The sequence below is a fragment of the Izhakiella australiensis genome, assembly GCF_002006995.1.
GTDB classification, from domain to species: domain Bacteria; phylum Pseudomonadota; class Gammaproteobacteria; order Enterobacterales; family Enterobacteriaceae; genus Izhakiella; species Izhakiella australiensis.
On sequence record NZ_MRUL01000009.1, the window covers coordinates 67,293 to 82,373 of the forward strand.

Annotated in this window: 11 protein-coding genes; 3 read left to right on the forward strand and 8 right to left on the reverse strand. The window is 56.0% G+C overall.

The genetic code is table 11. The features are described from left to right. Nucleotides 1–266 precede the first annotated feature (266 nt). Together BTJ39_RS13780 and BTJ39_RS13785 are read left to right on the forward strand one after the other, a co-directional pair. Complete coding sequence (locus BTJ39_RS13780; RefSeq protein WP_241825913.1) at nucleotides 267–1,010, forward strand: helix-turn-helix transcriptional regulator; 744 nt, start codon at nucleotides 267–269, stop codon at nucleotides 1,008–1,010. 87 nt (nucleotides 1,011–1,097) lie between these two features. Then, nucleotides 1,098–1,718: a LysE family translocator gene (locus BTJ39_RS13785; RefSeq protein WP_096777736.1), complete on the forward strand. Its 621-nt coding sequence runs from the start codon at nucleotides 1,098–1,100 to the stop codon at nucleotides 1,716–1,718. Nucleotides 1,719–1,771: 53 nt separating this feature from the next. Here BTJ39_RS13785 and BTJ39_RS13790 read toward each other — a convergent pair whose 3' ends face one another. The 3 genes from BTJ39_RS13790 to glpE form a co-directional block, all read right to left on the reverse strand. Beyond that, nucleotides 1,772–2,530 carry a DeoR/GlpR family transcriptional regulator gene (locus BTJ39_RS13790; RefSeq protein ID WP_078003280.1) on the reverse strand — a complete coding sequence of 253 codons (759 nt, stop codon included), beginning with the start codon at nucleotides 2,528–2,530 and terminating at the stop codon, nucleotides 1,772–1,774. Nucleotides 2,531–2,576: 46 nt separating this feature from the next. Then, a complete protein-coding gene (gene glpG, locus BTJ39_RS13795; RefSeq protein ID WP_078003390.1) occupies nucleotides 2,577–3,395 on the reverse strand; it encodes a rhomboid family intramembrane serine protease GlpG in 819 nt (272 codons plus the stop codon). 64 nt (nucleotides 3,396–3,459) lie between these two features. Then, on the reverse strand, nucleotides 3,460–3,789 hold the full coding sequence (gene glpE / locus BTJ39_RS13800) for a thiosulfate sulfurtransferase GlpE (RefSeq protein WP_422386037.1): 330 nt from the start codon (nucleotides 3,787–3,789) through the stop codon (nucleotides 3,460–3,462). A gap of 218 nt (nucleotides 3,790–4,007) precedes the next feature. Between glpE and glpD the strand changes: the two genes are divergently transcribed. Next, nucleotides 4,008–5,516 (forward strand): glycerol-3-phosphate dehydrogenase, encoded by a 1,509-nt coding sequence (gene glpD, locus BTJ39_RS13805; RefSeq protein WP_078003282.1) that lies wholly within the window; start codon nucleotides 4,008–4,010, stop codon nucleotides 5,514–5,516. A gap of 54 nt (nucleotides 5,517–5,570) precedes the next feature. Here glpD and glgP read toward each other — a convergent pair whose 3' ends face one another. The 5 genes from glgP to glgB all read right to left on the reverse strand — a co-directional run bounded on the left by glgP (nucleotide 5,571) and on the right by glgB (nucleotide 15,009). Continuing rightward, entirely contained in the window at nucleotides 5,571–8,018 is a 2,448-nt protein-coding gene (gene glgP / locus BTJ39_RS13810; protein WP_078003283.1) for a glycogen phosphorylase, read from the reverse strand. A gap of 21 nt (nucleotides 8,019–8,039) precedes the next feature. Beyond that, nucleotides 8,040–9,473, reverse strand: a complete 1,434-nt coding sequence (gene glgA / locus BTJ39_RS13815) for a glycogen synthase GlgA (protein WP_078003284.1) — start codon at nucleotides 9,471–9,473, stop codon at nucleotides 8,040–8,042. A 67-nt stretch (nucleotides 9,474–9,540) separates the two neighbouring features. After that, the gene (glgC, locus tag BTJ39_RS13820; RefSeq protein ID WP_078003285.1) at nucleotides 9,541–10,839 is read right to left on the reverse strand and encodes a glucose-1-phosphate adenylyltransferase; all 1,299 of its coding nucleotides are present in this window, start codon (nucleotides 10,837–10,839) and stop codon (nucleotides 9,541–9,543) included. Between the two features lie 10 nt (nucleotides 10,840–10,849). After that, a complete protein-coding gene (glgX, locus tag BTJ39_RS13825; RefSeq protein WP_078003286.1) occupies nucleotides 10,850–12,826 on the reverse strand; it encodes a glycogen debranching protein GlgX in 1,977 nt (658 codons plus the stop codon). Beyond that, a complete protein-coding gene (gene glgB, locus BTJ39_RS13830) occupies nucleotides 12,823–15,009 on the reverse strand; it encodes a 1,4-alpha-glucan branching enzyme (RefSeq protein WP_078003287.1) in 2,187 nt (728 codons plus the stop codon). Before glgB ends, glgX begins: the two co-directional genes overlap by 4 nt. Nucleotides 15,010–15,081: the final 72 nt, after the last annotated feature.

Consider the following 15,081-nt stretch of genomic DNA (forward strand, 5'->3'; position numbering starts at 1 on the left):
AAAACAGAAAACTGCGCGCCGGGTTCACATTCTATCCCGCTATATAGTAAAGACGTCAGATGAAAAAAAGCGCTCCGCTAACCCGAATAAGCGCGTATTTTTATCAAAAGGCGCATCGGGACATCTGGCGCAAAGCCACCTCAACTGGTTTAATCATAAGCATAATCCAGCCTCTGCAACCGCGGATCGTTATCTAAGGAATTTCTCTGGAAAAACATCTTCATCACGTCCGCCAGCATCCGCCAACTATCCCCGGTACCGAATCGATGTCATTGCTCACCGGGCACGCCTTTCCGCGACACGCCCACGATCAGTTTGGTATCGGCATTTTCGTGCAGGGGTCGCAGCGTTCATGGAGCAACATCGGCAGCGTGGAATCGGCTGCGGGCGACGTGATTATGGTGAATCCGGCAGAAATTCATGACGGGCTGCCGCTACAGGGGCCGCGCGGCTGGCATATGATGTATCTCAACCCGGAAATGGTGATGGGAGAGCTAAGGGAGCAGCCGCAGACGGACAATATCATTATGCGCCCGGTCGTCAGCGATGCGGCGCTGGGCTGCGCGATGCGCGCGCTGTTTAACGAAGTGCTGGCTGCCACGCCTGACCCCATCGCCGCCGAGCAGGCGTTGCTGCTCTGCCTGATGCGGATCACCCGCTATCATGCCTTCACCGCCGCCGTTCGGGAACCCCTCTCCCCGGCCATCACGCTTGCCAAAGAATATATTGATGATGCGCCCGGCAACGCCATTTCGCTGAGCATGCTGGCGGATTTGTGCGGCATGACTCGCTTTCAGCTAATCCGCAGCTTTACCCGCGAAGCGGGCACCACGCCCCATGCCTATCTGATTCAGGCGCGGGTGCGGCTGGCAAAACGCCTGCTGTTAGCGGGTCATAAGCCCGCCGGAGCGGCGTTAAGCGCAGGATTTGCCGACCAGAGTCATCTTACCAGGGCTTTCCGCCGTCAGTTTGGCCTCACGCCCGGCAAGTATCTGCACGCGATGCTTTAGTCGCCAGCGCGCAATTTCCTTCAAGACAGCCCCCGGCTTCCCGACGATATTCTGCGTTACCTATCCGCTCAAACCCAGGAAGACGTAATGCAGATAACCGGCGAATTTTTAATAACTTCATGCATCGTGGTGATTTCGCCAGGCAGCGGCGCGCTTTATACCATCGCCACCGGCCTGACTCACGGGGTAAAAAACAGCATTATCGCCGCCGTGGGATGTACGCTGGGCATTATTCCCCACATCGCGGCGGCCATCACCGGGCTGGCGGCGATATTTCACAGCAGTACGCTGGCGTTCAGTCTTATCAAATGGGCTGGCGCAGCCTGGCTGCTGTATATGGCATGGCGTACGCTGAGGGAGTCCGGCGCGCTGCAACTCACTCGCCCGGACCATCGGCGTACGCCGGGAAGGACCATCGCGCACGCCGTACTGATCAATCTGCTGAACCCTAAGCTGTCACTCTTTTTTCTGGCGTTCCTGCCGCAGTTTATCAGCAGCCATGCGGCAACGCCGCTGCGCGATATGCTGATACTCAGCGGCATTTTTATGCTGATCACCCTGCTGGTTTTTATTTTTTATGGCGCTTTTGCGGCGCTGGTGCGCGATTACGTACTTTCCCGGCCGGCGGTAATAACAGGCTTACGCTGCTGCTTTGCTGGCGGCTTCACCGCCCTGGCCGTCAGACTTATCTTTACGCAAAGGGCATAACGCGGCGGCCCGATAAAAAACGCCAGCGCTCTCAGCTGGCGTCAGGGCGGTTTTCAGCACAGCTCCAGATGAACATCGTGCTGTTCAATGACCCGCATTACGCTGTCGGGCGGCGTATCGTTGGTAAACAGATAATCAATCAGGCTCATGTTGCCGAGGTTGACCATCGCGTTACGGCCAAACTTCGAGTGGTCAGTGACCAGCATCACGCAGCGCGAATTCTCGATAATCGCGCGCTTAGCGCGCACTTCGTGGTAATCGAACTCCAGCAGCGAGCCATCCATATCAATGCCGCTGATGCCAAGGATGCCGTAATCAAGGCGAAACTGCGAAATAAAATCGAGGGTGGCTTCGCCCATGATGCCGCCGTCACGCGTGCGCACTTCACCGCCGGCAAGAATAACGCGAAAGTCGCTTTTCCCCATCAGCAGGGTCGCCACGTTAATATTATTGGTCACGATACGTAGATTCGTGTGGTTCATCAGCGCGTACGCCACCGCTTCCGGCGTGGTACCGATGTCGATAAACAGCGTAGAGCCGTCAGGGATCTGGCTGGCAACGCGCTGGGCAATGCGCGCTTTTTCCGCCGACCACATCATTTTCCGATCCTGCCAGGCGGTGTTTTCTGAACTGGAAGGCAGCGCGGCACCGCCGTGGTGGCGATGAATTTTATTCTGCTCGGCCAGATCGTTAAGATCGCGACGGATGGTCTGCGGGCTGACGGCAAAAAAGTCCACCAGCTCCTCTGTGCTGACATAACCTTGTCGACGCACCAGATCGATGATGGCGTCATGACGTTGGGTCTGCTTCACGAGAGTCTCCTGCTGTTATTATTTATTTTTCGTTGCAGCGCTGAGGTCAGCGCCGCGCCTGTCTGGTATCCACCCAGGCCATGGCAAGGCCCAGCAGCAGCCCGGTAAGGTGCGCCGCGTTGGCAATCTCCATACCAAACCAGCCCATATAGCCGATAAACAGCCACAAAATGGCGAAGCCCATTAGCCCACGCTCGAGGTACACGCCGCTGTCAGGATCGCGCTCGCCCCTGAGCCATGCATAGCCCATCAACGCATACACCACGCCGGAAAGGCCGCCGAACATAATGCCGCTAAAGCGCGCCTGCATCCAGCCGCTAAGCAATGCGGCAATCACCGTCAGAACGAACAGCTTGCCGCTTCCCAGCCGCCTTTCAATCACGCCGCCGATATACCACCACCAGATAAGGTTAAACACGATATGCAGCAGTGAAAAATGCAGCAGTATGTGAGAAAACCAACGCCACAGCTCAAAATATTGCCCGCTATCCGGCCAGGATAACCAGCTCATGACCTCCGTTTCGCCCAGCAGCTGCATCAAAATAAACACCAGCACCGCCGCAATCATCATGCCGAGCGTTAACGGCCCGGCTCGCGCCTTCAGCGCCGGTAAAAGCGACGATGAGCGATAGCGCAAACCGCTGGTGGTGGTGCCGCTATGCCAGCTGGCCGCCTGATAGCGCGGATGATTAGGGTCGCGAACGAACTGATGAAGTTCGTTTTCAACCGTTTCCCGCTGTGCTTCGCTATCCAGCCAGAGGGTTACGCCATCCCCCTGCTCAGCGTGGAGGTGAACGCCGCGGCTGGACATATAATCGATAAACGCCTGCGCCTGGCGCGGGTTAGTAAAATGCGCAATACGGATCATGCTGCTTCCCTGTTAACCTCAGCAAAAAGGCAGTATACCGCGCCGGCGGGCAATTGCCGACTCAGCGCGCATCGGATTCGATTTGTTCAGGAAACGCCTGACGCCAGTGCTCAAAGCCGCCGTCAACGCTGTACACCGCATCAAATCCCTGAGTAAGCAGATACTCCGCTGCGCTTTTACTGCTGACGCCGTGATAGCACATCACCAGCAACGGCGTTTCAAACTCAGTTTGCTGAATAAAGGTATTCAGGCTGCTATTGGTCAGATGGAATGCGCCCGTTGCATGCGCTATTGCGAAACTCTGCGGATCGCGGATATCCACCAGCCGTGCGTCGCCCTGCGCCAGCATCTCGCTGGCCTGCTGTACGCTGATACACTCAAATTGGTCCATCGTTTTCATCTCTGTTCCCATGATTACTGCAGGTTAGTTTACCGCGAACCTACGCCACAATAACCCGGTAGAGGTGAGGGATATTGTATCAATTTTGTTACCTGAATCACGCCTGAATGTTTTTATCTGGTTAACACTGGCGCCGATGTTGGTTTACGAGTACAATCATGCTCGAAAACGAACATTAAAGAACAAACCCGAACATCGGAGGGGATGACGTGGAAACCAAAGACTTGATCGTTATCGGTGGCGGTATTAACGGTGCCGGCATTGCGGCTGATGCCGCAGGACGCGGCCTGTCAGTGCTGATGCTCGAAGCGCAAGACCTGGCGTGTGCGACCTCCTCCGCCAGTTCCAAGCTAATCCACGGTGGCCTGCGCTATCTGGAGCACTACGAGTTTCGTCTGGTCAGTGAAGCGCTGGCAGAGCGCGAAGTGCTGTTGAAGCTGGCCCCGCATATTGCTTTTCCTATGCGCTTTCGCCTGCCGCATCGTCCGCATTTGCGTCCGGCCTGGATGATCCGCATTGGCCTGTTTATGTATGACCACCTTGGCAAACGCACCAGCCTGTCGGGCAGTAAAGGATTGCGATTTGGCTCAGACTCGGTGCTTAAGCCCGAAATCGTGCGCGGTTTCGAATATTCAGACTGTTGGGTTGATGATGCGCGTCTGGTGGTTCTCAACGCTCAGGAAGTGGTGCGTCACGGTGGTGAAGTACGTACCCGCACTAAAGTAACCCGCGCATGGCGTGAAAACGGCCTGTGGGTGGTGGAAGCGGAAGACATCGATAGCGGAAAAACCTTTACCTGGCAGGCCAGAGGTCTGGTCAACGCAGCGGGCCCCTGGGTACGCGAACTGTTTGATAACAAACTTCAGCTCAAATCGCCGTACGGCGTCCGCCTGATTAAAGGCAGCCATATCGTGGTGCCGCGCGTACACAACCAGAAGCAGGCTTACATTCTGCAAAACGAAGATCACCGCATCGTGTTTGTTATCCCGTGGATGGACGAGTTCTCTATCATCGGTACTACCGACGTCGAATATCAGGGCGATCCGCAGGATGTGAGTATTGATGACAACGAAATTAATTATCTGCTGAAGGTCTACAACGCGCACTTCAAGCAGACGCTGAGCAAAGAAGACATTGTCTGGAATTACTCCGGCGTGCGCCCACTGTGCGACGATGAGTCAGATTCGCCGCAGGCAATTACCCGCGACTACACGCTCGACGTTCATGATGATAACGGCCAGACGCCGCTGCTCTCCGTCTTTGGCGGCAAGCTGACAACCTATCGTAAGCTTGCGGAGCATGCGCTGGAGAAGCTGGCAAAATACTATCCAAATGCCGGCCCGGCCTGGACGCGCAACGGCGTATTGCCGGGAGGTAATTTCACCGGTAGCCGTGAAGATTATGCCGTCAGCCTGCGACGCCGTTATCCATTCGTCAGCGAAGCGATGGCGCGTCACTATACCCGCACCTATGGCAGCAACACCGAGATACTGTTGGGCGAAGCGAAAACCCTGGAAGAGCTGGGTGAAAACTTTGGCCATGAATTCTACGAAGCGGAGCTGCGCTATCTGGTGAAGCATGAATGGGTGCGCAGGCTGGATGATGCCATCTGGCGCCGGACAAAACAGGGAATGTGGCTGAATGATGCGCAGAAAGCGCGAATCAGCGAATGGCTGGCCAGCCACAGCGAAGAACCCTCGCTATCCATGGCATCCTGACATCATGCGCAATAAAAAGCGCGGGTTTATCCCCGCGCTTTTTACTTCACTTCACTACAGCCGCACCGGCTTGATCCCCCAGATCTCATCGGCGTACTCCTTAATGGTACGATCCGAGGAGAAATACCCCATGCTGGAGATATTCAGCAGCGCTGTACGCGTCCATTCCTCGCGATTGCGGTAAAGATCGTCCACTTTATCCTGCGTATCCACATAGCTGCGATAATCCGCCAGCAGCTGATAATGGTCGCCAAGATTGACCAGTGAATCAAAGATATTGCGATAGCGCCCCGGTTCCTGCGGGCTGAATACGCCGGTGGCAATCTGCGTGAGCACCTGATGCAGTTCTTCATCCTGCTCATAAAACTCACGCGGGTTATAGCCATCGCGACGCAGCGCCTCCACCTGTTCGGTGGTGTTGCCGAATATAAAGATATTCTCTTCACCCGTATGCTGGCGCATTTCGACGTTGGCGCCGTCCAGCGTCCCAATGGTCAGCGCACCGTTCAGCGCGAATTTCATATTACTGGTGCCGGAAGCTTCCGTTCCGGCAGTGGAGATTTGCTCTGAGAGATCGGCCGCCGGAATAATGATCTGTGCCAGGCTCACGCTGTAGTTAGGAATAAACACCACTTTCAGCTTATTTTTAACCAGCGGATCGTTATTGATCACCGCCGCGACATCATTGATCAGATGAATAATATGTTTTGCCATGTAATAGGCCGAAGCGGCCTTACCGGCAAAAATACACACCCGCGGCACCCAGTTCCCTTCCGGTTCGGCTTTAATGCGGTTATAGCGGGTAATGACGTGCAATACGTTAAGCAGCTGACGCTTGTACTCATGAATACGCTTAATCTGGACATCAAATAGCGCGTTAGGGTCCAGCACGATATCCATCTTCTGGGCGATATACTCCGCCAGGCGCTTTTTATTGCTCAGCTTGGCGTCGGCAATCTGCTGGATAAAGGCCGGATAATCAATATGCTGCTTCAGCTCTTCCAGCTGGCTAAGATCGGTGCGCCAGGTCTGGCCGATGGTGTCATCCAGCACCTGTGAAAGGGGCGGATTGGCCAGCGCCAGCCAGCGCCGCGGCGTAACGCCATTGGTTTTGTTACAAAAGCGGCCGGGAAACAGATGGGCGAAGTCAGCAAACAGCGACTGGACCATCAGGTTAGAGTGCAGCTCCGATACGCCGTTTACCTTGTGACTCACCACCACGGCCAGCCAGGCCATGCGCACCTGTCGACCATTACTTTCATCAATAATGGAAACCCGCGACTGCAAATCCCAGTCGTCAGGATAATGCTCATTGATGGTCTTGAGAAAATAGTCGTTAATTTCAAAAATTATCTGCAAATGGCGCGGCAAAATTTTGCCAAGCATATCTACCGGCCACCGCTCCAGCGCTTCCTGCATCAGGGTGTGGTTGGTGTAGGAAAATACCTGGCAGGCAACTTCAAAGGCGTCGTCCCAGCTAAACTTGTGCGCATCAATCAATACCCGCATCAGCTCCGGGATCGCCAGCACCGGGTGGGTATCGTTGAGGTGAATGGCGATTTTATCCGACAGATTGTCGAAGGTCTGATGCATGAGCCAGTGGCGGTTCAGGATGTCCTGTACCGTTGCGGAAACCAGGAAGTACTCCTGGCGCAGACGCAGCTCGCGACCAGAATAAGTGGAATCATCCGGGTAAAGCACGCGGGATACGTTTTCCGAATGGTTTTTATCTTCTACCGCGGCGAAGTAATCGCCCTGGTTAAACTTGCCAAGATTAATTTCGTTGCTGGCCTGCGCGCCCCACAGCCGCAGAGTATTGGTCGCATCGGTATCATAGCCGGGGATTATCTGGTCATAGGCGGTCGCCAGCACCTCTTCGGTTTCCACCCAGCGAATACGGCTTCCCTCGTGCTGTAAGCGCCCGCCAAAACGGACCTTGTAGCGGGTGTTATAACGCTGAAACTCCCAAGGGTTGCCGTATTCCAGCCAGTAATCTGGTGATTCAGCCTGACGCCCATCGATAATATTCTGCTTAAACATGCCGTAATCATAGCGGATGCCGTAGCCTCGCCCAGGCAGGCCCAGGGTGGCCAGCGAATCGAGAAAACAGGCAGCCAGACGCCCTAACCCGCCGTTACCCAGCCCCGGATCGTTTTCTTCTTCAATCAGCTCGGCCAGGTTCAGTCCCATATCTCTCAGCGCCATATCGGTATCTTCATACATCCCTAACGCCAGCAGGGCATTGGATAATGAGCGGCCGATAAGAAACTCCATCGACAGGTAATAAACCTGGCGTACGTCCTGCGACAGCTGGGCGCGATTCGAGCGCAGCCAGCGTTCAACCATGCGGTCGCGAATGGCGAGTAACGCCGCATTGAGCCATTCATGTTTATTGGCAGCTGCCGGGTCTTTGCCGATGGTAAACATCAACTTATAAGCAATAGAGTGCTTGAGAGCTTCTACGCTCAGCGTCGGCGATGCGTAGGAAAACGGTGCGTTCATATCTGCTATCCCCTGAACTGGTTACAACAAGCGTTGATAAAGATCGCGATAAGCTACGGCAGCAACATGCCAGCTGAAATCCATGCCCATTGCCTGGCGCTGAACGTAACGCCATAGCGTGGGCCGGGACCACAAAACAAAGGCGCGCCGGATAGCACGCAGCAAAGACCAGGCGTTGCTGTCTTCAAAGCTGAAGCCGCTGGCCATCCCGTCAGCCAGGTTCTCCAGCGAACAGTCATTAACCGTATCCGCCAGACCGCCGGTTCGCCGCACCAGCGGCAAGGTGCCATATTTCAGGCCATAAAGCTGCGTCAGGCCACAAGGCTCAAAACGGCTGGGCACCATAATCACGTCGGCGCCGCCCATAATGCGGTGAGAAAACGCTTCGTGGTAGCCTATCTGCACGCCCACCTGGCCCGGATGCTCAGCCGCGGCGGCCAGGAACCCCTGCTGCAAAACCGCATCGCCGGCCCCCAGCAAGACCAGCTGGCCGCCCTGCTCCAGCAGACCCGGCAGCGCCTCCAGCACTAAATCTAATCCTTTCTGCTTCGTCAGGCGGCTCACCACAGCAAAGATCGGCGCTTTTTCATCAATCTTTAGCCCCATCGCCACCTGCAGCTGACGTTTATTTTCCTGCTTGGACTCCAGCGTATCGCGATTGTAGCGCGCGGTCAGCAGCAGGTCATAGGTCGGGTCCCAGATCGCCGGATCGACGCCGTTCAGAATACCGGTCAGACGCCCTTCAAGCATGCGCTGCTTGAGCAAATCCTCCATGCCGTAGCCAAACTCCGGCAGGGTGATTTCTTTCGCATAGGTCGGACTGACCGCCGTGATATGGTCGGCATAAAACAGTCCCGCTTTGAGATAAGAAATTTGATTATAGAACTCCAGGCCATACATATTAAAAAATGACCTGGGCAGCTGGATCTGCGCCATATGTTGAGCCGAGAACAATCCCTGATAGGCCAGATTATGTACAGTGAACACGGATTTTGCCGGTCGCCCGCGCGCCGCCAGGTAAGCGCAGGTCAGTCCGGCATGCCAGTCATGGGCATGCACGATGTCAGGCCGCCAGTGGGCATCCAACCCGCAGGCTATTTCGCAACCGACCCACCCCAGCAGCGCAAACCGCAAATAGTTATCGGTATAGGCGTACTGTGATTCATCATGGTAGGGACTGCCGGGACGATCGTACAATCCCGGCGCATCGATCAAATAAATACCCACCCCGTTAAACTGGCCGAAGTGCAACTCGGCATAGCCGGCAAACGTATGCAGCGCCGCCACTTTTTGCGTATCCACGATGCCCTTTTTCAGGTCGGGAAACGCCGGAAGCAGCACTCTGACATCTGCGCCCTCGGCAATCTGAGCCGCCGGTAATGCCCCGATTACATCTGCCAGCCCGCCAGTTTTCAACAGCGGGAATATCTCCGAACACACGTGTAGCACCTGCATTATCGGCTCCTTACCAAGCGCGAGCGTATTCCTGCGCAGCGCGAAATAGTTTAATTTTTTTAGTCAGTTAACTGTTATGGCCGGCCAGTCTGGCCAGCATGCTGCGTGTTACCAGCACTATCCCTTCTTCGGAACGATAAAAGCGTTTGCTGTCCTCGTCCGGATTCTCCCCAATAACCATCCCTTCCGGTAGTTCACAGGCGCGGTCGATGATGCAGCGACGCAGGCGACATGAGCGCCCCACCACCACATCAGGCAGCAGGACCGAGGAATCGATATTGCAGAAAGAATTAACGCGCACGCGCGGAAACAATACCGAATGCACCACCACCGAGCCGGAAATAATGCAGCCGCCGGAGACCAATGAATTCATCGTCATACCGTGGCTGCCTGAACGATCCTGAACAAACTTTGCCGGCGGTAACGGCTCCATATGGGTACGGATCGGCCAGCGCTGGTCATACATATCCAGCTCCGGCGTAACCGAGGCCAGATCCAGATTTGCGCGCCAGTAAGCCTCCAGCGTACCGACATCGCGCCAGTAGGGCGCCGCATCTTCATCACCGGTTACGCAGGAAAGTGCAAAAGAGTGGGCATGGGCCTCGCCGCTGGCGACAATTTTGGGCAGCAGATCCTTGCCAAAGTCATGCTTAGATTTTTCATCGGCCAGATCGTCTTCCAGCAGCTGATAGAGATAATCGGCGTTGAAAACATAAATTCCCATGCTGGCAAGAGACTGAGTGTCATCGCCCGGCATGGCCGGCGGATTCTCCGGTTTCTCCACGAAATCCACCACCCGGTTGTTTTCATTCACCGCCATGACGCCGAAAGCGCTGGCTTCGGCGATCGGTACCGGCAGGCAGGCGATAGTACACAAGGCATCGTTATCCACGTGATCGAGCAGCATGCGCGAATAATCCATCTTGTAGATGTGATCGCCGGCGAGAATGACAATGTAGCGCGCCTGATAGCGGCGAATGATATCGAGGTTCTGCGTCACCGCATCGGCCGTGCCGCGATACCAGCTTTCGGTAGAAAACCGCTGCTGCGCCGGTAGCAGGTCAATAAACTCGTTCATCTCCTCATTAAAAAGCGACCAGCCGCGCTGGATATGCTGCACCAGGGTATGTGACTGATATTGCGTGATGACGCCGATACGCCGGATGCCGGAGTTAATGCAGTTTGAGAGTGCGAAATCGATAATACGGAACTTACCGCCAAAGTGAACCGCTGGCTTAGCGCGTTTGGCGGTAAGATCTTTTAATCTCGATCCGCGTCCGCCCGCCAGAATCAGCGCCACGGTCTGGCCTGGAAGCTGTTTGGCCAGCATCAGGCTATCAGTATCGTTTTTATCTAACTTAACCATGTCTGACTCCTTATGCTTTTTCGTGGAACACGCAGATACCGCCAGCCAGCCCGCGCCATACGGTGTGCGCGGCGGAACTATTTTCTGCGGCAAAAGGCGGTTCGGCGTACCAGCTTCCGCCGGGCAGCCTGATATCCTGCGTCCGATCGCTGGCATTTAAGGCAATCAGCCAGCGTTGCGACAGGCGAATTTGCAATACGTTTGCCCCCTGCTGCCAGCCGTCGGCGTCCAGTAGCGCGCCGTCGCCATCAAGCCATTCGACGCTGCCATCGCCCTCCTGCCACCAGCGATTGGCGGTCAGGGCCGGAATGCGCCGCCGTAAATGAATAAGCTCAGCGACGAAAGCGAACAGCGCAGGATCCTGATGCTGCCAGTCAAGCCAGGTGGTGGCGTTATCCTGGCAATAGGCATTGTTATTGCCCTGCTGCGAGTGGCCGCTCTCATCGCCAGCCAGCAGCATCGGCGTACCCTGAGCGAGTAGCAAAGAGGTTAACAACGCCTGTACGCTACGCCGCCGCCGCTCCTGCACCGACGGTTCAGCGTCCAGCCCCTCAATGCCATGGTTGTTGCTAAAGTTGGCATCATGGCCGTCGCGGTTATCTTCGCCGTTAGCCTGGTTATGCTTATGGTTAAAGCTAACCAGGTCGCGCAGCGTGAATCCGTCATGGGCGCAAATCAGATTGATACTGGCCGAGGGAAGACGTTCGCTGCGTTGAAACAGATCGCTGGAGGCGGCGAAACGGCGGGCAAACTCCCCTTTACCGCAATCGCCTTTCAGCCAGAAACGCCGCACGGCATCGCGAAAATGGTCATTCCACTCAGCGAAAGGTGACGGAAAATTACCCACCTGGTAGCCATCCGGACCAATATCCCACGGTTCCGCGATCATTTTGACCCCGGAGAGCAACGGGCAGGCGCGCATAGCGGCAAACAGCGGCGCATCCTGGCGAAAACCGGGGGTTCTGCCGAGCACCGTGGCCAGATCGAAACGAAAGCCATCGACCTGAAAGTCAGTGACCCAATAGCGCAGGCAGTCGAGCATACTTTCCAGCACCTGCGGATGCGTCAGATTGCGCACGTTGCCGCAGCCGGTCCAGTTTTGATATTCACCGTTTTCCGTCAGCCAGTAGTAATTTTTATTATCGACGCCGCGAAGCGAAAGCATCGGCCCGCTATCTTCCAGCTCGGCGGTATGGTTAAACACCACGTCGAGAATAACTTCGATGCCAGCCCGGTGAAGGGCGCGGATAGCCGTCTTCAGCTCGCAGAGCGGATCGTCAGTACTGGCGTAGCGTCCATCAGGCGCCCATGGCGCCAGGGTGTTGTAGCCCCAATAGTTGCTCAGGCCCATTTGCTGCAACCGCGGTTCGTTGGCAAAGCAGGCAACCGGCAGCAGCTCAAGGGTGCTAACCGACAGCGCTTTCAGGCTGTCGATAAACGCCGGATGGCCCAGCGCAGCATAGCTCCCGCGCTGAGCCGCTGGGATGCCCGGATGATGACGCGTCAGTCCGCGTACGTGCGCTTCGTAAATCACCGTCTCGCCCCAGGCAACGCGCGGGCGTTCAACGTTCTGCCAGTCAAACTGGCTATCGACCACCACGCTTTTTGGCGCCAGCGCCGCGTTGTCATGGGGATCGGGACGCTCATCACCGCCCTGAAACCGCGCATCGTCAGCGACGTTGCCGTCCACCAGACGCGCGCAGGGGTCGAGCAACAGCTTTGCCCGATTAAAACGATGGCCCTGCTGCGGCGCCCAGGGACCATCAACACGATAACCGTAGCGCTGCCCCGGCCCGACGCCAGCCAGATAACCCTGCCAGATATCGCGGCTGCGCTGCGTTAATGGATGCTGAGTTTCCTTACCCTGAGCGTCAAAAAGGCACAGCGTGACGCCCTCCGCGTACTGGGAGAACAGCGTGAAATTCACCCCTGCGCCGTCCCAGTGCGCCCCTCCCGGACTGGCTGCACCCGCACGCAGTATGCTCATGGCGCCTCCCGCAGTAACCAGAGCGTAGCGAGCGGCGGCAGGGTCAAAACCAGTGAATAAGGGCGGTCATGGCTGGCAATATCATCACTGCGCACGACGCCCATGTTGCCCGTATTGCTGCCGTGATAGCGGTGAGCATCGCTGTTCAGCACTTCGCGCCAGACGCCCTGCTGATTAACGCCGAAGCGATAGTGATGGCGAGCGACGGGGGTAAAGTTGCTGGCGACAATCAGCTCATTACCGGCCCGATCGCGGCGAACGAAAACCAACACTGAGTTGTCCGCGTCATCGACCACCAGCCATTCAAAGCCATCGGGATCAAAATCACATTGATGCAGTGCCGGAACGTCGCGGTAGAGGTGGTTTAGATCGCGAACCAGACGCTGCACGCCATTATGCCAGTTGTCTTCGCCTTCCAGCAGGTGCCAGTCAAGACTGCTGTCGTGGTTCCATTCGCGCCCTTGGGCGAACTCATTACCCATAAACAGCAGTTTCTTACCGGGAAAGCCGTACATCCAGCTGTAATACGCGCGCAGGTTGGCAAACTTCTGCCACACATCGCCCGGCATGCGATCCAGAATGGAGCGCTTACCGTGAACCACTTCATCATGGGAAAGCGGCAGAACGAAGTTCTCGGTGTAATTATAAACCATGCCGAAGGTCATCAGATTATGATGGTAACGACGGTAGATCGGGTCGAGCTTCATATAATCGAGGGTGTCGTGCATCCAGCCAAGGTTCCACTTAAACCAGAAACCCAGCCCGTCCATTTCTGGCGGGCGGGAAACGCCGGGATAATCAGTGGACTCTTCCGCTAGCGTAATAGAACCCGGTGCCGCATGCCCGAGGGTACGGTTGGTATAGCGCAGGAAGGATACCGCCTCAAGATTCTCACGCCCGCCATAATAATTGGGCACCCACTCACCTTCAGCGCGGCTGTAATCACGGTAAATCATTGACGCCACGGCATCGACGCGTAGCCCGTCAATGCCGAAGCGCTCAATCCAGTAAAGGGCGTTGCCAGCCAGATAGTTACTCACTTCCCGGCGACCATAGTTATAAATCAGGGTATTCCAGTCCTGATGAAAGCCTTCACGCGGATCGCTGTGTTCATACAACGCCGTGCCGTCGAACTGCGCCAGACCAAAATCATCTGATGGAAAGTGGCCCGGCACCCAGTCAAGCAGCACGTTCAGACCAGCCTGATGGGCAGCGGCGATAAAGGCGCGAAACTCATCGCGGGTGCCAAAGCGCCGGGTAGGCGCATACATTCCCAGAGGCTGGTAGCCCCAGCTCCCGTCAAAAGGGTGTTCGTTAATCGGCATCAGCTCAAGATGTGTAAAACCCATATCTACCGCATAGGGGATCAGCTGCTCGGTCAGCTCTTTGTAGCTGAGCCAGAAATTATTGTCGGTATGGCGCCGCCAGGAGCCGAGATGCACCTCATAGATAGAAATCGGCGCATCGAAACCATTAGCACGCTTGCGCACGTCGCTCATGGCGACCTTTTCAGGTAGCCCGCAAATCATTGATGCCGTTTCCGGGCGCATCTGCGCTTCGAAAGCGAAAGGGTCGGCTTTCAATCGCAGCTGCCCTTTGACGTCAATCAGCTCAAACTTATACAGCTGGCCCTGGCGCGCGCCGGGAATAAACAGCTCCCAGACGCCATTCTCGACGCGCTGACGCATCGGATGACGCCGCCCGTCCCAGTAATTAAACTCACCAACCACTGAGACGCGCTGTGCGCTCGGTGCCCAGACGATAAACCGGGTACCGGTGACGCCGTCAATCACGCAGGCGTGCGCCCCCATGGTTTCATAGGGACGCAAGTGCGTACCTTCGGCCAGCAGCCAGCTGTCCATCTCTTCTAACAGCGTGCCGAAACGATAGGCGTCATCAATAAGATTCTGCTGGCCGTGCCAGGTGACCGCCAGCTGATAGCGAAACGGCTTTTTTCGACGCGGCACCACCCCCTGGAAAAAACCTCTGCCATCCAGGCAGGCGAGCTGAACGCACTTGCGCCCGGTTGACGTTTCAATCACCCATACTTCACTGGCATCCGGCAGCAGCGCGCGCACCTCAACCCCCTGATCGGTAAGGTGCATACCAAGTAATGAAAAAGGATCGGCATAATGGCCTGAGATCAGCGCGTTAATGACGCGACGATCGGGATGCTCTGACATGACTTTCTCTTCCTGTGGTCGTTGGCAGCTAAAATGCATACAGCCATAAAAAAAAGAAACCTACCTAAGCTG

What these genes read in the sequence shown, in the direction of transcription:
- BTJ39_RS13780 (WP_241825913.1), top strand. Translation starts at nt 267, where the DNA reads ATGTCATTGCTCACCGGGCACGCCTTTCCGCGACACGCCCACGATCAG.
- BTJ39_RS13785 (WP_096777736.1), top strand. Translation starts at nt 1,098, where the DNA reads ATGCAGATAACCGGCGAATTTTTAATAACTTCATGCATCGTGGTGATT.
- glpE (WP_422386037.1), bottom strand. Translation starts at nt 3,789, where the DNA reads ATGGACCAATTTGAGTGTATCAGCGTACAGCAGGCCAGCGAGATGCTG.
- glgP (WP_078003283.1), bottom strand. Translation starts at nt 8,018, where the DNA reads ATGAACGCACCGTTTTCCTACGCATCGCCGACGCTGAGCGTAGAAGCT.
- glgA (WP_078003284.1), bottom strand. Translation starts at nt 9,473, where the DNA reads ATGCAGGTGCTACACGTGTGTTCGGAGATATTCCCGCTGTTGAAAACT.
- glgC (WP_078003285.1), bottom strand. Translation starts at nt 10,839, where the DNA reads ATGGTTAAGTTAGATAAAAACGATACTGATAGCCTGATGCTGGCCAAA.
- glgX (WP_078003286.1), bottom strand. Translation starts at nt 12,826, where the DNA reads ATGAGCATACTGCGTGCGGGTGCAGCCAGTCCGGGAGGGGCGCACTGG.
- glgB (WP_078003287.1), bottom strand. Translation starts at nt 15,009, where the DNA reads ATGTCAGAGCATCCCGATCGTCGCGTCATTAACGCGCTGATCTCAGGC.